Annotated in this window: 27 protein-coding genes; 5 read left to right on the top strand and 22 right to left on the bottom strand. The window is 69.6% G+C overall.

Features of this window, described 5'->3' with window-relative positions; all coding sequences use genetic code 11:
• Nucleotides 1–112: 112 nt before the first annotated feature.
• The 4 genes from DOO78_RS23545 to DOO78_RS23530 form a co-directional block, all read right to left on the bottom strand.
• Nucleotides 113–2206 carry a hybrid sensor histidine kinase/response regulator gene (locus DOO78_RS23545; RefSeq protein ID WP_111472337.1) on the bottom strand — a complete coding sequence of 698 codons (2094 nt, stop codon included), beginning with the start codon at nucleotides 2204–2206 and terminating at the stop codon, nucleotides 113–115.
• Nucleotides 2203–3705 carry an ATPase domain-containing protein gene (locus DOO78_RS23540; protein ID WP_111472336.1) on the bottom strand — a complete coding sequence of 501 codons (1503 nt, stop codon included), beginning with the start codon at nucleotides 3703–3705 and terminating at the stop codon, nucleotides 2203–2205. The genes DOO78_RS23545 and DOO78_RS23540 overlap by 4 nt, the downstream gene beginning before the upstream one ends.
• The gene (locus tag DOO78_RS23535; RefSeq protein ID WP_111472335.1) at nucleotides 3698–4054 is read right to left on the bottom strand and encodes a HigA family addiction module antitoxin; all 357 of its coding nucleotides are present in this window, start codon (nucleotides 4052–4054) and stop codon (nucleotides 3698–3700) included. Before DOO78_RS23535 ends, DOO78_RS23540 begins: the two co-directional genes overlap by 8 nt.
• 248 nt (nucleotides 4055–4302) lie before the next feature.
• Nucleotides 4303–4539 carry a hypothetical protein gene (locus DOO78_RS23530; RefSeq protein ID WP_111472334.1) on the bottom strand — a complete coding sequence of 79 codons (237 nt, stop codon included), beginning with the start codon at nucleotides 4537–4539 and terminating at the stop codon, nucleotides 4303–4305.
• 180 nt (nucleotides 4540–4719) lie between these two features.
• On the opposite strand from DOO78_RS23530, the gene DOO78_RS23525 reads away from it, so the two are divergent.
• Complete coding sequence (locus DOO78_RS23525) at nucleotides 4720–5403, top strand: class I SAM-dependent methyltransferase (RefSeq protein ID WP_111472333.1); 684 nt, start codon at nucleotides 4720–4722, stop codon at nucleotides 5401–5403.
• Between the two features lie 304 nt (nucleotides 5404–5707).
• Here the strand turns inward: DOO78_RS23525 and DOO78_RS23520 are convergent, their stop codons facing one another.
• The 11 genes from DOO78_RS23520 to DOO78_RS27165 form a co-directional block, all read right to left on the bottom strand.
• Entirely contained in the window at nucleotides 5708–6925 is a 1218-nt protein-coding gene (locus tag DOO78_RS23520) for a hypothetical protein (protein ID WP_128080136.1), read from the bottom strand.
• 48 nt (nucleotides 6926–6973) lie between these two features.
• On the bottom strand, nucleotides 6974–7810 hold the full coding sequence (locus DOO78_RS23515; RefSeq protein ID WP_111472331.1) for a hypothetical protein: 837 nt from the start codon (nucleotides 7808–7810) through the stop codon (nucleotides 6974–6976).
• On the bottom strand, nucleotides 7810–8730 hold the full coding sequence (locus tag DOO78_RS23510; RefSeq protein WP_111472330.1) for a hypothetical protein: 921 nt from the start codon (nucleotides 8728–8730) through the stop codon (nucleotides 7810–7812). The genes DOO78_RS23515 and DOO78_RS23510 overlap by 1 nt, the downstream gene beginning before the upstream one ends.
• Complete coding sequence (locus DOO78_RS23505) at nucleotides 8730–10718, bottom strand: transglycosylase SLT domain-containing protein (protein WP_165839057.1); 1989 nt, start codon at nucleotides 10716–10718, stop codon at nucleotides 8730–8732. Before DOO78_RS23505 ends, DOO78_RS23510 begins: the two co-directional genes overlap by 1 nt.
• On the bottom strand, nucleotides 10687–11136 hold the full coding sequence (locus tag DOO78_RS27735) for a hypothetical protein (RefSeq protein WP_165839056.1): 450 nt from the start codon (nucleotides 11134–11136) through the stop codon (nucleotides 10687–10689). Before DOO78_RS27735 ends, DOO78_RS23505 begins: the two co-directional genes overlap by 32 nt.
• Nucleotides 11133–11705, bottom strand: coding sequence for a hypothetical protein (locus tag DOO78_RS23500; RefSeq protein WP_243634761.1), 573 nt, complete (start codon nucleotides 11703–11705; stop codon nucleotides 11133–11135). The genes DOO78_RS27735 and DOO78_RS23500 overlap by 4 nt, the downstream gene beginning before the upstream one ends.
• A complete protein-coding gene (locus tag DOO78_RS23495; RefSeq protein WP_111472328.1) occupies nucleotides 11702–12169 on the bottom strand; it encodes a hypothetical protein in 468 nt (155 codons plus the stop codon). Before DOO78_RS23495 ends, DOO78_RS23500 begins: the two co-directional genes overlap by 4 nt.
• A 280-nt stretch (nucleotides 12170–12449) precedes the next feature.
• Nucleotides 12450–13694 carry a VapE domain-containing protein gene (locus DOO78_RS23490; RefSeq protein ID WP_111472327.1) on the bottom strand — a complete coding sequence of 415 codons (1245 nt, stop codon included), beginning with the start codon at nucleotides 13692–13694 and terminating at the stop codon, nucleotides 12450–12452.
• A complete protein-coding gene (locus DOO78_RS23485) occupies nucleotides 13691–13933 on the bottom strand; it encodes a hypothetical protein (protein WP_111472326.1) in 243 nt (80 codons plus the stop codon). Before DOO78_RS23485 ends, DOO78_RS23490 begins: the two co-directional genes overlap by 4 nt.
• 117 nt (nucleotides 13934–14050) lie before the next feature.
• On the bottom strand, nucleotides 14051–14536 hold the full coding sequence (locus tag DOO78_RS23480) for a bifunctional DNA primase/polymerase (protein ID WP_165839055.1): 486 nt from the start codon (nucleotides 14534–14536) through the stop codon (nucleotides 14051–14053).
• Complete coding sequence (locus tag DOO78_RS27165; RefSeq protein WP_128080135.1) at nucleotides 14526–14873, bottom strand: hypothetical protein; 348 nt, start codon at nucleotides 14871–14873, stop codon at nucleotides 14526–14528. Before DOO78_RS27165 ends, DOO78_RS23480 begins: the two co-directional genes overlap by 11 nt.
• Before the next feature lie 253 nt (nucleotides 14874–15126).
• Between DOO78_RS27165 and DOO78_RS27160 the strand changes: the two genes are divergently transcribed.
• On the top strand, nucleotides 15127–15384 hold the full coding sequence (locus tag DOO78_RS27160; protein WP_128080134.1) for a hypothetical protein: 258 nt from the start codon (nucleotides 15127–15129) through the stop codon (nucleotides 15382–15384).
• 128 nt (nucleotides 15385–15512) lie between these two features.
• On the opposite strand, the gene DOO78_RS23470 is transcribed toward DOO78_RS27160, so the two are convergent.
• The 6 genes from DOO78_RS23470 to DOO78_RS23445 all read right to left on the bottom strand — a co-directional run bounded on the left by DOO78_RS23470 (nucleotide 15513) and on the right by DOO78_RS23445 (nucleotide 18008).
• On the bottom strand, nucleotides 15513–15731 hold the full coding sequence (locus DOO78_RS23470; RefSeq protein WP_207803030.1) for a MerR family transcriptional regulator: 219 nt from the start codon (nucleotides 15729–15731) through the stop codon (nucleotides 15513–15515).
• Between the two features lie 129 nt (nucleotides 15732–15860).
• A complete protein-coding gene (locus DOO78_RS23465; RefSeq protein ID WP_111472323.1) occupies nucleotides 15861–16274 on the bottom strand; it encodes a hypothetical protein in 414 nt (137 codons plus the stop codon).
• Nucleotides 16275–16339: 65 nt separating this feature from the next.
• The gene (locus DOO78_RS23460) at nucleotides 16340–16690 is read right to left on the bottom strand and encodes a hypothetical protein (RefSeq protein WP_128080133.1); all 351 of its coding nucleotides are present in this window, start codon (nucleotides 16688–16690) and stop codon (nucleotides 16340–16342) included.
• Nucleotides 16691–16703: 13 nt separating this feature from the next.
• Complete coding sequence (locus tag DOO78_RS23455) at nucleotides 16704–17105, bottom strand: hypothetical protein (RefSeq protein ID WP_111472321.1); 402 nt, start codon at nucleotides 17103–17105, stop codon at nucleotides 16704–16706.
• A gap of 52 nt (nucleotides 17106–17157) precedes the next feature.
• Nucleotides 17158–17646, bottom strand: a complete 489-nt coding sequence (locus tag DOO78_RS23450) for a hypothetical protein (RefSeq protein WP_111472320.1) — start codon at nucleotides 17644–17646, stop codon at nucleotides 17158–17160.
• Nucleotides 17643–18008, bottom strand: coding sequence for a hypothetical protein (locus tag DOO78_RS23445; RefSeq protein WP_111472319.1), 366 nt, complete (start codon nucleotides 18006–18008; stop codon nucleotides 17643–17645). The genes DOO78_RS23450 and DOO78_RS23445 overlap by 4 nt, the downstream gene beginning before the upstream one ends.
• A gap of 146 nt (nucleotides 18009–18154) precedes the next feature.
• Between DOO78_RS23445 and DOO78_RS23440 the strand changes: the two genes are divergently transcribed.
• On the top strand, nucleotides 18155–18406 hold the full coding sequence (locus DOO78_RS23440) for a helix-turn-helix domain-containing protein (RefSeq protein WP_111472318.1): 252 nt from the start codon (nucleotides 18155–18157) through the stop codon (nucleotides 18404–18406).
• 53 nt (nucleotides 18407–18459) lie between these two features.
• On the opposite strand, the gene DOO78_RS23435 is transcribed toward DOO78_RS23440, so the two are convergent.
• Nucleotides 18460–18726 (bottom strand): hypothetical protein, encoded by a 267-nt coding sequence (locus DOO78_RS23435; RefSeq protein ID WP_128080132.1) that lies wholly within the window; start codon nucleotides 18724–18726, stop codon nucleotides 18460–18462.
• Nucleotides 18727–18840: 114 nt separating this feature from the next.
• On the opposite strand from DOO78_RS23435, the gene DOO78_RS23430 reads away from it, so the two are divergent.
• Nucleotides 18841–19299 (top strand): hypothetical protein, encoded by a 459-nt coding sequence (locus DOO78_RS23430; protein ID WP_111472316.1) that lies wholly within the window; start codon nucleotides 18841–18843, stop codon nucleotides 19297–19299.
• A 294-nt stretch (nucleotides 19300–19593) separates the two neighbouring features.
• Nucleotides 19594–19893: a DUF1902 domain-containing protein gene (locus tag DOO78_RS23425; protein ID WP_111472315.1), complete on the top strand. Its 300-nt coding sequence runs from the start codon at nucleotides 19594–19596 to the stop codon at nucleotides 19891–19893.
• Nucleotides 19894–19992: the final 99 nt, after the last annotated feature.

Below are 19992 nucleotides of genomic sequence, written 5' to 3'. Positions count from 1 at the left end.
CCTCGGCAGATAGGGCAGGGGCCGGCTTCGGCAGCAGCAGCGAAGAGCAGCAGGTCGTGCGATCGCCGGCGTCGGCGTGCCGACGCCGGCCAGGGCATCGATCGGGTCCGCATCAGACTCTCGTCGAGAAGGCCTGGGCCAGCACCTCGGCGAGTTCCTGTATCCGGAAGGGCTTCCGCAACACGGGCAGCCCGATCAGGCCGTCCATGCCGAGTTCCGCGGCGGCGGCATAGCCGGTGGCGAGAACGACCGGCAGGCCGGGGCGCAGGCGCTGCGCCGCGGCGGCGACCTGGGCGCCGGTCAGGCCTGGCATCGCGAAGTCCACCAGCATCGCATCCGGTGCGAGGCTCTCCAGCGCCGCCAGCCCGGCGCGGCCATCTGCGGCCTCGGCGACGCGGTAGCCGAGCGCGTCGAGCCAGCCGACCAGCGCCCGCCGCACATCCGGGTCGTCGTCCACCACCAACACCAGCGCACCGACGCTTTCGGCGGCGGTCACTGGCGCGCCGCCCGGCATCGCATCCTCCGGCTGGCGCGCCAGGATGCGCGCCGCCGCCTCGCTGCCGGCCGCCGGCAGCAGGATCGTCACCATGGTGCCGCGCCCTGGGACGCTCTCGATCCGCGCCGCGCCGCCCGACTGCCGCGCGATGCCGTAGACTTGGCTCAGCCCCAGCCCGGTGCCCTTTCCAACGCCCTTGGTCGTGAAGAAAGGCTCGAAAGCGCGCGCCAGCACCTCCGGCGCCATGCCCTCGCCGGTGTCGGACACGGAAACAGCCACGTAGCGGCCCACCGGCAGGTCGGCGGCGAGGCCGAATTCCAAGGCCCGCACCGCGACGGTGAGCGTGCCGCCGCCTGGCATGGCGTCGCGCGCGTTGATGGCGAGGTTGAGGACCGCAAGCTCGAGCTGCGTGGCATCGGCCAGCGCCAGGCCGGCCCCGTGGTCGACATCGAAGCGCAGCCCCATTCCGGGCCCGAGCGAGCGCGCCAGCAGGTCGCGCATGCCCTCGACCAGCTCGCCTGTCGCCACCGGCGCCAAATCCATCTTCTGCTTGCGCGAGAAGGCCAGCAGCTGGGCGGTCAACCGGGCGCCCCGCCGCGCGGCCTCGCCGCCCGCCACCGCGAGCTTTTCGACCTGGACCGGATCGGTCGCGCGACGGCGGATCAGGTCGAGGCTGGCCAGCACCGCCTGGAGCAGGTTGTTAAAGTCGTGCGCGAGGCCGCCGGTGAGCTGGCCGACCGCCTCCATCTTCTGCGCCTGCAGCAGCGCCGCCTCGGCTTGGTCCCGCTCCTCGGCCGCCGCGCGCAGCCGCCGGTTGACAGCCTCGAGCGCGCGCGTCCGCTCAGCGACCTGCTCCTCGAGCTGCCCGCGGTGGCGGCGCAGCTCCGCCTCGGCGGCGCGCCGCGCCGTGGTGTCGAGGGACACCCCAGCCATGAGAAGTCGTCCCCTCGCGTCCCGGAAGGCGCGGCCGCGCACCTCGGCCCAGTGCGCCGACCCGTCCGGCCAGATGGTGCGGTACTCGATGTCGTAATCGCCGCACTCGGCCAGCGCGGTTGCGACGGCATCCTGCATGCGCCCCAGATCGTCGGGGTGAATTGCGGCGAGGAGGTCCGGGTAGCCGAAGCGATCCCCGGGTGCACGGCCGAACACCGCCTTGCAGGCCTCCGAGGCCCGGAGCTCGCCGGTGCCGCCATCGAATTCCCAGGAGCCGAGCCGCCCGGCATGGAGGGCGAAGCGCAGACGCTCCGCGGCGGTGACTTCGGCCGCCAGAGCGTCGCGCGCCTGACGCTGTCTGCGGCGCGCCGCCAGCGCGCTGCGCACCGCGCTGGCCAGGATCGTCGGGTGGAACGGGCGCTCGAGGAAAGCGACATTGCCGAGGAAGCCGGCCAGGCGCGCGGCCTTCGGGCTCCGTTCGGGCCCGCCGCCACGGCGCGTCAGCACCACGAAGGGAAAGTCCGACCAGGGCGGCTGCGCCAAAGTCCAGCTCGTGAGGGCGCGGAGGTCGGTCCCGGCGAGCGCCTCCTCGGTCAGCACGGCGGCGCTGGCCTGGTCGAGGCCCTGGGACAGGGTCGCCAGGTCGGGGCAGGCCTGGGCCGGGATGCCGGCCTCGCGCAGAATCGCCGTCGCCACCGCGGCGTCGCGGCCGCCGGGGGCGAGAACCAGTACCTCGGCGCCCCGGCCCTCTACGCCGCTGCCGGCATCGTCATTCACGCCGGGCGGTCCCCGAGCAGCGTGCCATCCTTGCCGATATAGGTCGGCACGCCCCGCAACACCCCCTGGAACTCGTCGAGCGGCCTGCCGACCCGGACGCCGCCGGCATCGATGCGGAACTCGCGGATGGTGTCCTCATGGCCGCCAGCGCGCTTCTTGACGACCGAGATCGCCCGCCGGACCTGGCCCAGCGCCTCGAAGTAGCGCAGCAGCAGCACCGTGTCGGCCAGGTAGGTGACGTCCACCGGCGCCTGCATGTCGCCTAACAGCCCGTGCTGCGTGACGACGAGGAAGGTCGAGACGGCCTGGCGGTTCAGGTATTGCAGCAGCTCGTGCATGTGCAGCACCAGGAACTGCTCGCCCGGCATCGCCGTCTGGTAGCCGTTCAGGCTGTCGATGATGACGGTGCGCACGCCGCCCTCGACATGGGCCCGGATGCTGTGCGCGAAGGCGCCCGGGGAGATCTCGGCGGCATCGACCTGTTCGAGGATCAGGCTGCCCGCCTCGCGCATCGCTCCGAGGTCGAGGCCCATGGCCCGCGACCGGTCCAGCAGCAGCGATATTTCCTCGTCGAAGATGCAGGCCAGCACCCGCTCGCCGCGGCGGACCGCGGCGGCGGCGAAGCTCAGGGCGAGCAGCGACTTGCCCGTGCCGGCCGGGCCGAGCAGCAGGGTGCTGGTGCCGCGCTCCACCCCGCCGCCGAGCAGGGCATCGAGCTCGGGGATCCCGCTCCTGAGCTGGTCGCGCCGGAAGCCGGTATGGTGCTCGGCGGAGACCAGGCGCGGGAAGACCCGGACACCACCATGCGAGAGAGTGAAATCGTGGTGGCCGCCGCGAAAGGTCGTGCCACGGTACTTGGTAACCCGAAGGCGGCGCCGCTCGGCGCCGTAATCCGGTGCCAGCTCCTCCAGTTGCAGCACGCCATGGGCCACACTGTGGACCGTCTTGTCGCCGGGCTCGGCCGTCAGGTCGTCGAGCATCAGGACGGTCGCATCCTGGCGAGCGAAATGGTGCTTGAGGGTCAGCACCTGCCGGCGGTAGCGCAGCGAGCCCTGCGCCAGAAGCCGGAACTCGGAGAGGCTGTCCAGCACGACGCGGTGGGGACGGATGCGCTCCACCGCCTCGAGCAGCGAGCGCGTCGTCTCGCCGAGCTCAAGGTCGGAGGCGTAGAGCAGGCTCTGCTGCTGGTCGGGGTCGAGCAGGTTCTCCGGCGGCACCAGCTCGAAGATCTCGATGCCGTCGAGCGACCAGCCATGCGAGGCGGCGCCGTCGCGCAGCTCGGCGGCGGTCTCCGACAGGGTCACGTAGAGGCCCCGCTCGCCGGCGCGGGCGCCCGCCAGCAGGAATTGCAGGCCGAGCGTGGTCTTGCCGGTGCCCGGATTGCCCTCGACCAGGTAGAGGCGGTTGCGGATGAGGCCGGTGGCGAGGACGTCGTCCAGCCCGGCAATGCCGGTGGCCGCTCGCCCCTGCGGCGGCGCGGGCATCGGGGCATCAGTCATGCGCGGCGTCCCTGAGTTCCTGCTGCAAGGCCCAGGGCAGCGCATGGGTCGGGATGCGCCCGAGGATCGCGGCCAGCGCCCGCTCGGTATGCCAGAGGTCGTGCGCCTGCTGCCGGGCGAGCCAGTGGCGGGCCGGCACGCCGCTCAGGCGGGCCAGCCGGGCGGCCATTTCCGGCGTGACGGCCTGCTCGCCCGCGAGCAGGCGGTGGAGCGTCGAGCGGGCGATCCCGAGCTCGCGCGCCGCCCGGCTGACGGACAGGCCGAGGCCGGGCAGCACCCGATCCCGCAGCAGCCGGCCCGGATGCGCCGGCGGGATGGCGGCAGGGAGCTCTTGCTTGGGGCTTGGCATGAAAGTTCCTGGCTTGTCGGGCCGACCTGTGGCGCAGCGCGCGACAGGCGGCGAAGTTCAACAGCGCATTAAGAGGCTGTGCCACGGGGCGCTTGGTAAGGGCCGGTCCATTCCACCTGCACCCGCATGGCGGCCATGCGACCGGTCGGGCGCTTGCCGAGCAGATCACGCGCCTGCCCGAGGTCGTCCTTGGTCACCACAGGCTGGCGGCCCCAGGCAGCGGCCGCCGTGAGGCTGCCGCGTGAGCGTCAGCCTTCGGGCGTCGTCAAATCCGACAAGGATATCCTGCCGGAGGCGAAGTCTTCGAGCGTGGCGGTCACCCTATCGAGGCAACGGATCTGCTCTTCTTTCGGCAGATCCTCGATCTCGTCGAGGGCCGCCGAGTAGACATTCGCGACTGCAAAGGCTGGAAGCCGCCGGAAGGCCTCGAGGTAGGCATCTTCGAGCCGCCCCTGCGCAGCCCAAACGTCGGGATCAGTCGCCACGGGTCGCCCTCCAAGGACGACGGCTTGCCGGCCTAGCTCCCCAACACAGCGGGGATTGATTAATTTCATCGTCGCGATTGATCGCTAAGCGAGATCTTCCCCGTGGCGAGCAGCGCAGTCACTGGAACGAGGAAGGCATTCCGCTGGAAACACCAGAGCGCGCCTGTGTAGGATGAGCCGATGAGCGAAGTTGCCATGCCGCCGACGTCGTTGGATGCGCTGCTGGATCAGGTCTCGGATGGCGTGTGGGAGGAGGGCCTGCGAGTCCTGCAAGGCACCAAGCTCGCCCCGACCGAGGCCGAGCACGTGTCGATCCTGCTTCGCCTCATGGCGCCGCCGTTGGGATCCGTGATCCTCGACGCCGGCTGCGGCTTCGGCGAGGTGGCGCGGCTCATGCGGGCCGAGCGGCCGGATCTAGCCTTCGTACTGCTGAACCGGAACGGCACGCAGCTGCGGCGCGCGCCACGAGGTTCGGGCTTCACCTCGATCCAGGCCGATATGGGCGCCGTCCCGCTGGCCGATGGGTCGGTGGGCGGCGCGATGTTCCTCTATGCGCTCTGCCACGTGGACCCGCTGGCGGCGCTTAGCGAGGCGGCGCGCGTGGTACGGCCCGGTGGCTTCTGCTTCATCTTCGACTTCGTGCGCACCGGTGGCGACAACGCGCTGATGGAGCGGCACCTGCACGCCCGAGCCCACAGCGCCGGCGACTTCATGGCCGCATGCGAGGCGGCCGGCTGGCACGACGTGCGTGCCGCGCCGGCGCCAGGCGACGATGGCACCTTTCGGGCGCTGTTCGCGGATCAGGCCCTCTTCGATGCGATCTTCGCGGAGGTGCGGCCGGTGCTCTGGCGGCTGACGAAATAGATGCCTGCTCTCTCACCGCGCGGTGGACGGCCTCGCCGAGGTCTGGCCAGCGCTGTTCCCGGCCGGGGTCGTCTCCGTGGTCGGACCGCGCGGCGTGTCGGTGCACCCTGCGATGAGCATGAGGGCGGCGAGGAGGGCGGCTGACGCGCCGAGGGGCAGACTGCGCATGGGGGGCCTCCTGCGATCTGGTGGTCTCAGCCTAACCGCCCACATCGTGGCAGGTTCCTGGTCGACATCCTGGATCCGCGGGCTGCTTGGCACCTTCGCTGCAACAGCAGCGCCGCGGGCCGCAGGATGCGAGAGGTTACCCACCCGAGCCCTGGCGACTGGCGGCAGCTGACGCCAAGGCGGAGATCAGGGACGCTGCGACGGTGCCAGTAGTGGCGTTCCCGCTCGCTGCATTCTGGACCTTGGCGTTGTAGGCATTGTTTTGGGCTGCGATCTGCCCGTTGATCAGGCTCACATAATCGGTCCCGGCCGCGTTGCTCTGCGGCGTAGTCTGCAGCTGCGGGTACTGCACCTGCTGGCCGCCGAGCAGTGCCGCGATCTCGTTCAGCGGGATCTGCCGCTGCGCCAGCATCTCGTTGATGCTCTGCTGGCGTAGCGCGTTCGACTGGTTGAACTGCTGCTCCTGCTCCTGATCGAACAGCCCGCGCGACGCCGCCTGCTGCCCGAACAGGGTGTTCTGCGCATTGAGCAGCGCATCCCGGTTGCTGGCCTTCTGGTTGAACAGGGTGTTGGCGATGTTGGCCTGCGTCGCCTCCTCCTGCCCGCCGGCCGCGATCACCGCCAGCCGCGCGTCATTCTCCTGCTGGCCGAGGTCGCGCATGGCATTGGTGTACGCCTCGGAGCCCGGCGTGAGGCCCTGGTTGCGCAGGCTCGTCTCCTGCGCCGCGCGCTGCTGCGCCTGCACCGGAGAGAGCCGGTCGAACATCGCCTGCTCGACGCGCTCGCGGCTCTGCGCCCCGTAGCCGATGTTCGGGTCGATGGCCTGCCACGCATCCTGCGTGAGCGTCGGCGCAAGCTGGCCCTGCTGCTGGTACGCCTGCCCGGCCGCCGGCACGCCGGAATAGTCCACCGGGGAGCCGATCTTGTCCTGAAGCTGCGACAGGCCGCGCAGCGCGGCGTTGCCGTACATCGTCTGGCCCTGCACCGTCTGGTTGTAGAGCGTCTGCTGCTCGGGGCTCAGGCTGGTCGTGGCGGTCCACGTGTCCTTGTAGGGGTTCCAGTCGGCATTGAGCGCGCCCTGGTACTCGGTGTTCCAGTCGAACTGGCCGCCGTTCTGCGTCGGCGTGTAGGTGCCGGCGTCGTAGGCGGCCTTCGCCTTCTGCGTCTGCTGCTGCGCCCAGTCCGCGCCCGAGTTGGTGTAGGTCAGGTTGCCGTAGGGCGTGACCTGGTTGACGCGGTTCAGCGCGGCATTGGTGCGCGCCGTGTCCACATTGCTCTGCGTCTGCGCCTGCGCGGTGACGACAGGATCAGGTGCCGAGGGCGGACTGCCCGCTGACTTGCCGATGACACGCACTCCTCTGGCCGATCATGCACATGAAGGCTCTTCCGGTCGCGGGCGGTCTCACCTCGCCAGCAACGCCGCGGCGAGAGCCGCCTTCGAAGGCTGGGGCAAGTCCTGACGCTGCGGCTGGGCATGGCTCTTCCCACGCGCCGCCAGCACCGCCGCAATCACCTCCGGCGTGACCTCGGGCAGGGCGGCCGGCGCAGCGCGGGGGTTCAGGTATCCGGTCGCCGCCAGGCCGCGGTATGCGGCGGTGGGGGCATAGGCCAGCGCGGCGGTCATCGGGTCGATCGCGGTCAGCCCGGTCAGTCCGCCCGTCACCATCGTCCGCACCACCTGGTTGCCCGCCGTGCCGCTGTCCTTCACGGACGGTTCGACAAGCAGCTTCCCGACATCGGCCAGGTCATGCAGGTCGCCGCGGCCCGCAGCCATCGAGCCTTGGCCGAGGCTCCGCTTCAGCGCCGCGCCGAGCTGGGCCGGCGAGACGTTGTCCGCGGCGGCGGTCTGCGTCGGGCGGTCCATCGCACTCCGGATGGTCATCAGGTTCGCATACTGCCGGTTGGCCTCGCGCAGGTCGGCCGCATCCATGCTGACCATGCTGCGGTCCATGCCGGAGGTCAGCGCATCCCGCATGCCGATGAAGTACCGCTTCAGGTCCTCGTTCCCGGTGCGATCGATCTGATCCCGCAGTGCCGTCCGGAGCTCCCGCACCCGATCACCGGGGACGACGCCGCCGTTCTGTATCTGGCGCAGCAGGTTGCCATACATGTCGATGACCGCCTGGGCCCGGTCGGGGAGCGCATACTGCCGGGCCTCCTGCAGCGGGCCGGCGAGCTCCCGCACGTTCTGCAGCCCCTCCGGGGTGTTCGGGTTCAGGTTCAGTTGGTTCCGCGACATCACGTGTCGATGCGCTGGCCCAGCGCCGCCCGCTGCGCCTCGAGCACATCGGGGCTGGCATAGTCCGCGTCGATGCCGGCGCGGCGCAGGACGGCCCGGTTGTAGGCCTCCGGCAGGCCGCGGTTGATCGCCGCCGGCCCGTTGCCTGGCACGTACCGCATCATGTCCTCGGCGCGGCGCAGCCCCTGGCTGCCGCTCTGCTGGCCAGGGGTCAGGTGCTGGGCGATGCCCTCCTGCTCCGCGATGCGCAGGGCGTCCCGCATCCTCGGGTTCTCATTCGGCCGGACCGGCGCCGCGACGCGGCCGAAGAGGGCGGCGATGCCGGGCACGGCGAGGGCAGCCGCGGTGCCGGCCAGCGGGCTATCGGTGCCGCCCTCCACCGCGCCACCGGCGGCGCCGGCCGCGATCTGTATGCCAGGGCCGGCGGCGAGCCCCTGTCCCACGGCGCCGGCGAGGCCACCAGCGCCCTGCAGTGCCGCGCCGCCCACGAGCATGGGCAGGGCCGACGCGGCGCCCTGGACGGCCCCGGAGGCGATCTTCTCCCCCTGCGTCTCGGGCTTCGGCAGGCCGGCCGCATCGGTCAGCGCGGCGATGTTCTCCGCGGCCGGGTTGACCCGCGGCAGGGACGTGCCGGCGAGGGCGTTCACGCCACGGATGCCGGCATTGATGGGCGCCGCGGCGGCGTCATAGACCATGCCCGGCAGGGAGGAGAGGCCCTCGACAGCGGCGCGGGCACCGAGGCCGAGGCCGCGCATGGCCTGCTCGCCGAGGCTGGGGGCCGGCTGGGAAGCGGGAGGTGCGGCGGGCTTGCTGCCCATGTTCTGCTGCGCGAAGGACAGAATGTCCGCCTCGCTGGCCCCCTCCGGGGCCGTGACGACAAACCTGCTGCCGTCCGGCGCCGTGATTTCGAAGTCCGGCATCAGTTGATCCTCCGAATGGAGAAGCCTTGGAGGTTGCCGCCCGGCGCCGCCGGACCCTGTGGCTGCTGCTGCTCGCGCTGCCGCGGGGTGAGCACGCTCTCGATGGCCGGCAGCGCCTTGCCGCCGCCCTGCGGCCCGTAGATGGAATACTGGTCCTGCAGCAGGCTCATGTACTCCTGCCGGAAGTTGCCGAGCTTGGCCCGGATCGTCTCCGGGCTGTCGCTCACCTTCGGGATGAAGGGCCGCAGCCGCGGTTCCTCCGAGGCCGAGACGGCGGCGCCGGATCGGTCATGGATTTTCAGGCTGCCGATATCGGCGATCAGGGCGCGCGTGGAGGTGCCCTGCGGGTCGGTCCGGTTCACCAGGAAGTCGGGCATGACGGCATTGCCGAGCCCCACCGCATTCTGCCCCTGCGGCGTCCCGAGCTGCGACAGCGCCTGGTCGATCTTCCGGATGGCGTTGGCATTCTCCAGCATCCCGCCGACCATGGTGGAGGGCGGCATGTTCTGGCTAGGCGCCGGCGGCGCCTGATAGATCGGCTGCCCGGTCTTCGGGTCGATGACGGTCGAACCGGGCGAAACCTGCATCGGGCGCGGCGGCTCCTGATAGGGCGCCTGCCCCGCAGCCTCCGACCGCGGCGTCAGCAGTGGGCCATTCGGGCCCTGCGTCGGCACCAGTGGCTGGTTCGCCATGTCGCGCGTCGCCTGGAACCGCTGCTGGATCTCGAGCTCGGCGAGCTTCCGCCGCCAGTCCTCGTCCCGCTGCGCCGCCGTCCGGGCGTCCACCTGCCCGGCGCGCTGCCGCTCCCAGTCGAACCGGTCACGCTGAAGCTGCAGCCCCTCGTCCCGGCCCTGCGTGGTGGCAAGCTGGGCGAGGAGGGAGGCCTTCTGGCGGATCAGCGGGTTGGGCGAGTTCGCCGCTTCGATGGCGGCGCGGCGGTAGTCCGGACCGGCGCTGGCCTGCTGAACCGCAGCGCGCCGCTCCGGCGGGAGCAGCTGCTGCGCCAGGGCCATCCGGCCCCGGTCCGGCAAGCCGGCCGCATCGGTCAGCATCGGCGCGTTGGCGAAGGCCTGGGCGAAGCGATCGGGCCCGGCCGGCGCGGCGGGCGCCGGCGCGGTCGTCGCGCCGCCCGCTCCAGCCATCAGCGCATCGGCAATCGGTGCCATCTTCGCCCGGACGTTCTGGACGTAGTTGGGATCGCCGCCGCCGTTGTAGGCCCGCAGCGCCAGGTCCTGATGGCTCGGGTTCGACAGGTCGAGGCCCTTGGCACGCGCCCGGGCGCCGAAGTAGTCGGCCGCGAAGTTGATGTTGGCGGTCGGGTCGTTGAGCGTGGCCGGATCCACCCCCTGCATGCCGAAGCCCGGGTTACGGGCCGTCGAGGGCAGGATCTGGCCGAGCCCAACCTCCCCCGCGCCGCCGCGGGCGTTGGGGTTCCAGCCGCTCTCGCGCGAGAGGATGCCGGCGAGGAGCTGCGGCGGGATGCTGTTGCGCTGGGCGGCCGTCTGCACCGCCGGCGCGAACTGCGGTGGGGTCTGCGCCGGGGTGGCGGCAGGCATCGGCTGCGGGTTCGGGTCGCTGGGCGGCGGCGCGGCCGCAGGCATGGTCATCGACGGCGGCGCGCTGGCCGCGGGCAGCGACATGCCCGTGTCGGGAGAAGCGCTTCCGCCGCCGGTCAGCCCGAACTTGGCATCGAATGCGGTCGAGCCCTCCTGCCGATCCTTCGCCAGCGCGTCCGTGTCCCGCCCGGCCTGGACTTGCAGGAAGGCGCCGGCGAGGGCCTGAGCTACCGGGCCAAGCCACGAGTTCCGGTGTGTGAAGTTGCCCTGTCCGGACATGCTCTGCGCAAGGAGGGCGTCTGCCTGCGCCCGCCGGCGACGGATCGCCTCGCCCTCGGGGTCGTATCCGATCATCTCTGTCATGGCTCGCGGGCCTTTCCCAAGGTTCGCAGGGTGGTGGTCATTCGTCGCCGCGCGCTCGGCGCTCGGCACGCCACAGCGCTTCGCCGATCGTTTCGATGGGATCGCCAGCCATCCCGACGACCAGCGGGTTATCGCCGAACAGGAGCGGCTGCGGCCCGGCGTTCCGCGGCGGCGGGGAAGGTGCCGGCGGAGGCGCTGGCGCAGGGGTGAGGATGAGCGGCTCCGGCAACTCGCGCTCGGCAGGCACGTCCTCATGAGCCGGAGCCTCGTGGGCCTCGAGCTCGTCCCACGCGGGGAGCGCGCCGGTGATGTTGACGACGATGGTAGGGCGCCTGGTCCCGGGCGCGCTCGGCGGTGGCACGGGGCCAATGTCCTCGCCGCCACACCGCAGAAACAGCGCAGCGCGCGCGGTCTCATGCGTCTGCCGGCGCTGTTCGAGAGCCTCGAGGCGCTTCAGCAGCGCCGCATGGCTGACCGCGCGCCTCACGACCTCCGCCTCTGGCTTTCGGCTACTGCGCGATGTCTGGGCGAGGCCGCCGCACTCGGCTCTTTCCGCTGGCCGCCCTCGGCATCGATCGCCCACAGCAGGATGGCCAGAGCGTCGGCCTCGTTGTCGTCCCCCGGCGCGAAGCCGCGGGCGCGGATCGCCGCGATCACCGCCGCCTTGTCGGCATTTCCCTTGCCGGTGGCGAACCGCTTGATCGTGCCCACCGGCACGCCTTGGTAGGGCACGCCTGCACCCTCGCACCAGGCGGTGAGGTGCGCCAGGAAGCCGCCATAGACATGCGCTGCGGTGGTGCCTGCGTGGCGCCGCACCTCCTCGAAGACGACGCTCCCGATCGGGCCCGTCATGCCGGCCATCTCTTCGAGCCAGCGCCGGAACCGTAGCCAGGCCATCCCGCCGCCCTCGAAGCGGCCCGGGCGAAAGGTCGCGGTGCCGGAGGTGATGCCGGCGCGCGGCTGCCGGACAGCCCAGCCGAGGGTGCTTCCCAGATCCAAGGCAAGCAGGACCGGTTCAGCGGTGGCGTCGGCAGCTGGCATGATCGAGTGGCTCATGACCCGGTCCCCCGGCTCTCGAGCGCAGCCAAGCGAGCCTGGATCTCCTCCAACTCGAGCGCAGCGTGGTGCCGTGTCAGGAGGCCCGAGAGACCCTCGGCTTCATCCAACGTGAGGTGCCCGCTGCAGACCGCCTCGATGACCTCGCTGTGCGCGCGCGTGGCATCAGCCGCGGTCTCGATGCGCCCGATGTCGATGGAGAACGGGCGGCTCTTCCGGATCGGCCAAGCGCGCTGGAGAATAAGCTCCGCGGCACGGGTGTCGCCCGCCTCAGCCCGCTCCGCGAGGGCCCGCACGATGTTCTGCGCGCGCTCCTCACCGATGGCGTCGAGGGCGAGGACCGCCTTCGCTCTGCTGCCTGCTGGCCGGCCCTTGCCGAAGCGATTGCCCGCCCCGAACCGGAACGGGCCGGTGCTCCCGCTCCCGTTATTAGACGGGCTGTCGGGCGGATCCTCCGCGTTCATCGGAGCGCTCCGGGGGCCGCGGGGAGAGGGGTGTTACCAGCGTTACCACTACCACCTCTCTCCCACACAATCCCTGTAATGCGCGCAATTATCATACCTACATACGTTGTGTGGTGCAGGTGGTAACGGTGGTGTCGAACCATATGCCGCTGGTGTTTCCACCTCACGAGCCGAGCCGCGCGGTTACCACCGAAAGAGGTAACGTCTGTTTCCACCTCACTGCCGAACCCGCCCGGGAGCGCGTCGTCGGCAACCCATCCGAGGGGAGGTAGTAGCGAACTCATTCCGGCCATCGCCAAACCTTCCGAAGCTTCCCATCGGCACGCGCGGTGTGTCGGCGCAAGCCGGCCTCGACCAAGATGAGGCCCGCGCGCATCTCCTCCCGTCGCCCCATTTGGGACGCGGAGAGCCCAAGCCCTTCACTCAGCAGCCGAGCGGCAGTCACGTAGGTTGCCCCGTTCTGACGCTGTTCCTTCAGCCAGGACGCAGCACGCTCACTCCAAAGATCGGTAACCAGGCGGCCCGCTGCTTCCTCAACCTGGGCGGCTGCAGCATCCTCTTCGAGCCAAACGGTTTCGCCGGCGGCTTCACGAGCCGCCGCCTCACTCCACAGCTGATCGCGGTTTTCGGCGATCCAGCCCTCGTCAGCATAGTTGCAGCGCACGGGCCAGAAGCGTCGGCCACCGGTGCTGTCCTTCAAATAATTGTCGCTGTTGGTCGAGCCGATGAAGATCGATTGCCGACCGCGCTTTAGGAAGGCTCTTTCGTAAGGTGGTCTGAACCGTTCGACTGGGCGGCTCAAGAAGGCCTTGATGAGTTCCGGATCGGTCCGGACAAGGTGCTCGATCTCAGCAAGTTCGATGCCCCAAATGCCGAGCACAGCCATCGAGCCGTCTTTGCTGGCCAGATCCGGCGGCATGGCATCGCTGAACCAGCAATCACCGAAAAGCCTGCGTAGGCAACGGGACTTGCCGATACCTTGGTTGCCCTCAAGGATCAACAGATTGTCAAATTTGGCGCCAGGCACACGGATGCGCCGCACCGCTGCAATCACGGTCTTCGCGCCAACGGCTCGAGTGTAGGCTGTATCTTCAGTGCCGAATGCCGTGGTGAGCCACCTGTCCAGTCGCTCGACGCCATCCCAGCGGAGTGATGCAAGCCAGTCCCGAACGGGATGGAAGCGATGCCGCTCTGCCTCTGCCCGAAGCGCATCCTCGACGGTCTGGCGCGTAGCACGCGGGAGAAAGGCACGTTGAATGTGCGCAGCGATGGCGATCACGTCGGAGATGCGCAGCGCCCACGGATACGGGCCGACCGCCGGCGCGTCACCGGGGTTCAGGGCCGGTGGCGGGCGTAGCAGCTGCTGCTCCTCGGTGAATTCGCAATGCCCGATCAGCCCTGCCAGTGCCGGATCGAAGGCAAGGATGGCCAGGACGTTGGCGACGTGCGGGTAAGGGTTGCCCTTCGCATCGACCTCGAGCCGCGCAGCGAGCACTGAAAGGGGAGGCGCGTCGACGGAGTTCATCTGCGTGCCTCCCACTCGATCGGGCGCTGCAGCCCACGGCGGATCCCGCTTTTGATGGTCGCAACGACCTCGTGCCGCGGAAGGCCAGCGGCCGTGCCGGCAGCGACGAGCTCGCGCTCCACCTCGGCCTCGCCGATGGCGCCGGCGGCGAGGTAGCCGCCCATCAGCGTCGCGCGCCGAAGCAAAGCGACATTCCGGCCGCCTTGGGGAGCGTCGGCGATGGCGCTGAGGGCGCGCATGAGGGCTCGGGTCGCGCGGTCGGGGGTGGGGATCAGCGGCCGGTGCGGCCTCGGCGGGAGAGGGGGCGGCGCCAGCAGCTCGAGCAGCCACGATGGGGCGGGAGGGGGAGCGAGCTCTCAAGGTGGTATGACCCAGCGATAGACACCATCGCGGCGGCGCGACGGGGCGACCATCGCGGCAAGCCGATGATGGAGAATGTCGATGCCGGGGCCAAGCACGCCGGATCCACGCCGGACGGGCGTGCCAGGATCGCGGAAGACGAGCAGGTGGCCACCGCTGGGTGTGCGTCCGTGCGGTCGCGGCGGTAGTGGGCCGTGCGCCGCGCAGAGTGCGCGAAGCGTGGCGACGCCGTCGTCCGCGTGTGTGGCGCCCGTGATGTCTATATCGAGAAGCAAGATGCCCGAACCGTCCGGTACGGCCTTCCAGCTGAAACCAGGGTGGGCGCCGGCCCATTGCTCCAAAGTGTCGAGATCGCAGGTAGCAACGTCGAGATAGCCGGGAAACAAGCCGCGCTTGTTCGCCGTCGCCGGCGTCAAGCGCCAGCCGAGAAGCGCAAGCCGCTCGATCTCGACCGGGAGAGGTGAAGTCCGCTCACGGCGCACGACGCCTGCCCTCCGCAACGGCACGCTGCAATTCTGACGCAACGAGCCGATCGAGCTCGAAGGTGACAAACGGATACCCGCGGCGCTCATTGATCGCCGCGACGACAGGGAACACGACCGCAAGATCGGCCAAGCCTGTGACGCGCGGTCGGATTGCCGCACGAACCTCCGCCTCGGTGTCCTCGCGAACTTGCGTCCAGTGCTCGATGGCGGCGTCCAGGCTCTGCGCGACACGCATCGTCATGCCGGATGCTCGAGCCTCGGCAGCAAGTGCTTCCGTCAGCGCGTCTTCTGGATCCAAGAGACGAAGCGCGATCAGCCGGCCGATGCGCAGCATCCCGGCGGGTGGGGGCTCGCTCATTCGGCAGGATCTTCGGGCACGGACGTCGCATCCTCGGCCGTCGGGCGAGCGGGCGCCCGCGCCTTTGCGCGTCGCGGGCTGCGCCAGACAGGCTTTGCCTTCGCCCGTGGACAATCCGCGCGCTTGGCGCGGAGTTTCTCGAGGAGATGGCGCGCTCCGGCGGCCAGAAACTCGTCGAGATCGTCGGCCGGCCCGGTCACCGTACGGCACTCCGGGTGGGCGGCACGACGTGCAGCGGCTGCACCGGAAAGCGATCGCCGCCGACGCGCCGCACCACTGCAGGATCGAGCTGGGCGAACGCCTCCAGCGCATCGAGGATGTCCCCGACGTGTCGGTGGACGCCGATCTCCAACACTGCCTCGAGGCACGCGCGCGCGCCGAGGCGGTGCACCTGAACCATCGCGCGCTCGAGCCGGAACCGCGTCAGCGGATCGACCTTGGGGGGGCTAAGTCTTTGACTTTGCATTGTCACTTCCGCGTGTTTTGACGCGGAGGCAACAGACTGGGGTGGCGCGCATGCTGGCAGCATTATAGTGAGGAGGTGCTGTAGTAGTTGCTGCCGAAGTTGGTTTTCGCATGGCGCCGGGGGTCTGATGGCCTCCGGTGTTTTGCGTTTCAGGCAGCCGTTTTCCCGATTTCGGCCACCGGAAGACTGGCGAGGAAAGCCCGCACCGACGCCATATCCAGCAGGGACGTACGGCCAACCTTAAGCAGGCGCAGATTTCCACGGGCGACTTCGCGATAAATCGTGCTTCGGCTCAAACCGGTGATTGCTGGCGCGCGGGCCAGCGGAACTGCGAGCGGCTCGATCTTCTCGATGGTGGCAGGGATCATTTCCAACGTCCTCATCCAGCGTTGCTACGGGTGGCGGGCAGTCCGCGGTTCCGGGGAACACTGGGCGACATTCCCAATACGCCGCTCCGCGACTGCGCGCGCTAGTCGAGATTTCACCGAAACCTCGACCTACTTTTCGAAGAGCCTGGCATAGACGGCCGCGAGCTTTCGCCGGAGCGCCGCCCTCGCTTCACGGTCACGGTTTGGGTCCTGCGCGTCCTGCTCCGCGAGCTTTTGCAGGAGCGCGATCTGCCGGTCACGCTCGGCCGCATACCGCCAGTCGGCACGGACTTTCGTGATTGCTGCAGGCGACTTTCCGCCGCCCCGCTCAGCTCCGAACTGTCGGCCAAGCTCGCGGAGGGCACCGTGTCGGAACTGTCCCTCGACGACCATGCGTGCCTCGTGATGGGCCATGGCGATCCACCAGGCCGGCACATTTCGCGAGTATCTTGGCGGCCCGTCCGGGTTGATCTCGATCGAGACGAGCGGCAGGTCCGCCTTCTTCGGCCGGCCTGCCGGCTTGCCCGTGCGCTTGTACGCCACGCCTCCATCTCCTCGGCTGTCGGACTGCCATTCCAGACGATCAGCGGCCGCCGCAGGAAGGCCTGTCACGGTCGGGTGCCCCCGGAGGCGACCACCCGACAGACGGACCGCGCCAGCGTCTCGCCGCCGGCTCCAGGCGCAGCGATCGCCGCTGCCGCCATTGCCCGAACTCCGACCGCCGTCTGCGGCCGCTGCCGCGCGAGCCGCCCCCGGAGCCGCCGCGCCGCCCGGACCATCTGGTGTTGCAACTGCTGTACCTCGCGCGGCGGCGCGGCCTCCGCGTCGTCAGCCCAGGCCGTCGCCAGCGCCTGATCGGCGGCCTCGAGTGCGACCACCGCCCGCGCCAGCGCGACGATCTCGGCATCCGGCCCCTCGGCGGCACCCCCCGCCGCCATATCGGCGGAGGTGCCCTTCACGGCTCGGGTCATATCAGGCTTTGTCTCCGTGGATCGCCAGGAGTTCCTTTACGACCTGCCCTGTCCACTGGGCTGCGCAGCTGTCATCCCATGTCGCTCCTGCTGGCCGGTCCTCTGCCCACCACCGCGCGATCCGCGCTTTGGCGAGCAGGCCCCTCGTGCTCGTGGCTTCGATTGCCTCGATCCGATCCTCGAGGGCTCGGATCGGCTTCCAAATCGCGTCGAGCACCTCGTCCTCGTCGCTCTCGCAGGCCTCGTAGCCCTTGAGCCGCTCGATGATCTCGTCGCAGAGTCCGACGAGCTCGGCGTCGGCGTCAGGTTCGGCGCTTGCTGCTGCGATCGGCGCAGTACCTGCCGCGGCTGCGGCGATACCAAAGCGCAGCGCATCGCGCCGCGAAGTCGCGGTCCTTGCCATGTCTCTCTCCATGCTTCTTGGCGGCGCCGCTTGGCGCGGCGCCTGGCTTCGCTCAGGTCCGCGCGCGTCGCGCCTCGAGGCGCACCACGCTGCTGGGCAACGCACCCGGCACGAGGCGCAAATGCGCCGGCACTGCGGCCTCCTCTCGCTCCTGAACCTCGCCGGCCAGCGCGCTCAGCGCCGCGGCGACGGCTTCGACACGGAAGCCGCCCGGCGCCGCGCCGGCGAGCACATCGGCCAGCCGCGCAAGCCGCGCTCCGAGCCCATTGCCGCTGCGCGAGGGCTCCGGGCTAATGCAGAGGCCGCGGCTGGTCAGCATCTCGACCAGCCTGCGTGCCGCATCGCGCGCATCGGCGGGATGGAGACCAGCGGCCATTACGACTTGGCACCCAAGGCGATCGACGAAGGCCTCGTCGGCCCGGATCCAGCTGCCATTGTCTGCTTCGCGCACACCGGCAAAGCGAGAGACGACGGCCGGAAGCAGCTCCTCGACCGCATCCAGAACCAGGGATGGAGCGATTGCCATCTCCGCCTCCCTCATGCCGCCAGGGTCATCGGCAAGGCGCAGGCCGCGCGGACCTGCGCCGCCGCAGCCCGCTCGGCCTCGTCGCCGGCGGCGGTGTAGGCGGCCGGCACAGCGGCGACGCGGTCGAGGAATAGCGCGATGGCAGCGCAGGCCACGTCCTCGTCCGTGTCCTCGACCAGGTCGAGCCACTCGCCGAGGCGCAGGTGCACCCGGGCTGCGTGACCCGCCGGCGCGCGCCGCAGCTCGGCGACGCGGATGCCGGCGAAGACCAGGGCGACCAGATCAGGATCGCGGGGGGCAGGGTGGTCGAGAACCGTGACGTGACGGAGGGCGGCGAGACGAGCCTGCGCCGCATGCGCTATGGAGACGGAAGCCATATGCCGGGGTCCTTGAAGGGGCCGGTTGTGGTGAGGATCAGCCGGAGGGGTAGGAGCCTTCGGCTGGTCCGCCCTTATCGGGCGATCAAATTCTTATCGTCTTTCTGCGCTTCCCTGCAAGCGGAAAAATATCGTACGATCAGATTATGATCGATCCTGTTCAGTGTCGGATGGCTCGCGGAGCTTTGGGCTGGAGCCTGCAGGACCTCGCAGACCGTGCCGCGGTGGGGGTCGCAACCGTGGCCCGCTTCGAGACGGAAGCATCGCGCCCAACGCGAACGACGCTGCTGCGCCTACGCCGGACTTTCGAAGAGGCGGGCCTGATCTTCATCGAGCAGAACGGCGGCGGCCCTGGCGTTCGGCTGCGGTCGTCCCAGCGGCCTGGCGGCGAGGGGTAGGGGCGGGAGGCGGCGGCTGCGAGCGCGCCGGGCAGCTCAGGCGCTGGGCGCTCCTAATCCGACGAACTGCTGTCGCTGCTGCCCCCGCCGTCACTGCCGCTGTCCGAGCTGTCGCCGCTCGACGAGTGCCCGTGGCTGTGCGTGGTGTTGTGGCCCAGGTCGGCATCGCCGGTTGATTCGCTCAGCGTGGACGAGCGATCACGCGAGAGGGGCGAAGCGGTGGATGCGGAATGCGCAGGGTCGCTCACCCGCCGCTGCCGCACGCTTCGCGCCACGAAAAACACGGCCACCGCCAGGACGAGGAACCAAAGATCGCCCATCTCGTCCCCCACCCTGACTAGGGAAGTGTGGCGGAAAGGTTGGTCTGCCGGATAGAGGCCTCAGCGCCGCCAGGAGGCGCTATGGGTGGGCCCTGACCCCGGAGTGGATTCGCGATGAAGCGCCTCTTCCTGGCCGCCGGCCTGACCATAGCGGCGGCGGCGCCTGCCTCGGCCGATTGGGAATACACCCGCTGGGGCATGACCGCCGAGCAGGTCATCAGCGCATCGGGTGGCCGGGCGCACGCCATGCCGGCCTCACGCCGCTACCGTGACGACGCGGGGCACTTCGAGATCACGGTGGACGCGAGCGACCCGGGGCCGCCGCGGACGTCGATCGGCTTCCAGTTCGGGCTTCCGAGCGGCGGCCTGCAGTGCGTGCTCATCAACGCCACGGGCAGCGACGCCGATGGTCTCTTGGCGCGGTTCCTGGAGCGCTACGGCGCGCCCGACAGCGACGACAGCCTCGGTCCGACGCGCATGCTGGAGTGGCATAGGGCGGACACGATCGAGCTCACGGCCAACGCGGCGCCGAAGGCTGCCGTGGTGAACCAGTGCCAGCCGGGAAGGTCGTGAGCCAGCGCAGACAGGCCGAGATGCAGCGCCTCGTCGCGGAGGTGGCGGCGAGAGCGCCGCGGCCGGCGCGGTGGACGCCGGAGGTCATCCAGGCGTTGGGGCTTGCCCGACGTCATGACCTGACCCTGCAGCTAGCTCACACCGGGTATTCCGAACGTTCGCGACAACGCGGTTGTCACGTTAAACGGGACATTCCTATTATATGTATGAGGCGCCAAGCGATATACTGGGGATAGTTGCCATTCGGCAAAATCTCTCCAGCAGTGGAGCTGGGTGGTGAACTAAGGAGATCACATGAGCAACAACGATGTCATCGAAAGGGAGATCAAAGTTACAATCGTAGAACATCGTGATACTCATCTCCTGGTTGCGATTAGTAACGATCTTTCAGGATTATTCGTTGCCGGACGCACGATCGAGCAGATCGAGCGCGAACTTCCAACTGCTATACGTGAGGTGTTGGAGGCAAATGGGCACGAAGTATATTCAGTGACCGCTGACGAAAATCAGGGGCAAAGTCGCGATTTTCTGAGCCGCACCATCCTCGCGAATGCTGTTTTAAATGCGAGACAGCAACGGGGTAGTGGTGCCTAAGAGCCCATCCGGGAAGTTCTGATTCAGGCGGAGGGGGTTGCGGCCAGCCGTCGCAGCATGATGCGGATCATGGCCAAGCGGACGAAGGCGCAAGCGATG

This window comes from Roseicella frigidaeris, assembly GCF_003258945.1.
GTDB lineage: Bacteria > Pseudomonadota > Alphaproteobacteria > Acetobacterales > Acetobacteraceae > Paracraurococcus > Paracraurococcus frigidaeris.
This window is presented reverse-complemented; position numbering and strand designations above follow the sequence as displayed.

Excerpts from the sequence above, each read along its gene's own strand:
- DOO78_RS23540 (WP_111472336.1), bottom strand. The coding sequence starts at position 3,705 with ATGACTGATGCCCCGATGCCCGCGCCGCCGCAGGGGCGAGCGGCCACC.
- DOO78_RS23535 (WP_111472335.1), bottom strand. The coding sequence starts at position 4,054 with ATGCCAAGCCCCAAGCAAGAGCTCCCTGCCGCCATCCCGCCGGCGCAT.
- DOO78_RS23525 (WP_111472333.1), top strand. The coding sequence starts at position 4,720 with ATGAGCGAAGTTGCCATGCCGCCGACGTCGTTGGATGCGCTGCTGGAT.
- DOO78_RS23515 (WP_111472331.1), bottom strand. The coding sequence starts at position 7,810 with ATGTCGCGGAACCAACTGAACCTGAACCCGAACACCCCGGAGGGGCTG.
- DOO78_RS23510 (WP_111472330.1), bottom strand. The coding sequence starts at position 8,730 with ATGCCGGACTTCGAAATCACGGCGCCGGACGGCAGCAGGTTTGTCGTC.
- DOO78_RS23500 (WP_243634761.1), bottom strand. The coding sequence starts at position 11,705 with ATGAGCCACTCGATCATGCCAGCTGCCGACGCCACCGCTGAACCGGTC.
- DOO78_RS23495 (WP_111472328.1), bottom strand. The coding sequence starts at position 12,169 with ATGAACGCGGAGGATCCGCCCGACAGCCCGTCTAATAACGGGAGCGGG.
- DOO78_RS23490 (WP_111472327.1), bottom strand. The coding sequence starts at position 13,694 with ATGAACTCCGTCGACGCGCCTCCCCTTTCAGTGCTCGCTGCGCGGCTC.
- DOO78_RS23485 (WP_111472326.1), bottom strand. The coding sequence starts at position 13,933 with ATGCGCGCCCTCAGCGCCATCGCCGACGCTCCCCAAGGCGGCCGGAAT.
- DOO78_RS27165 (WP_128080135.1), bottom strand. The coding sequence starts at position 14,873 with ATGCTGCGCATCGGCCGGCTGATCGCGCTTCGTCTCTTGGATCCAGAA.
- DOO78_RS23470 (WP_207803030.1), bottom strand. The coding sequence starts at position 15,731 with ATGATCCCTGCCACCATCGAGAAGATCGAGCCGCTCGCAGTTCCGCTG.
- DOO78_RS23455 (WP_111472321.1), bottom strand. The coding sequence starts at position 17,105 with ATGGCAAGGACCGCGACTTCGCGGCGCGATGCGCTGCGCTTTGGTATC.
- DOO78_RS23450 (WP_111472320.1), bottom strand. The coding sequence starts at position 17,646 with ATGAGGGAGGCGGAGATGGCAATCGCTCCATCCCTGGTTCTGGATGCG.
- DOO78_RS23445 (WP_111472319.1), bottom strand. The coding sequence starts at position 18,008 with ATGGCTTCCGTCTCCATAGCGCATGCGGCGCAGGCTCGTCTCGCCGCC.
- DOO78_RS23440 (WP_111472318.1), top strand. The coding sequence starts at position 18,155 with ATGATCGATCCTGTTCAGTGTCGGATGGCTCGCGGAGCTTTGGGCTGG.
- DOO78_RS23435 (WP_128080132.1), bottom strand. The coding sequence starts at position 18,726 with ATGGGCGATCTTTGGTTCCTCGTCCTGGCGGTGGCCGTGTTTTTCGTG.
- DOO78_RS23430 (WP_111472316.1), top strand. The coding sequence starts at position 18,841 with ATGAAGCGCCTCTTCCTGGCCGCCGGCCTGACCATAGCGGCGGCGGCG.
- DOO78_RS23425 (WP_111472315.1), top strand. The coding sequence starts at position 19,594 with ATGAGCAACAACGATGTCATCGAAAGGGAGATCAAAGTTACAATCGTA.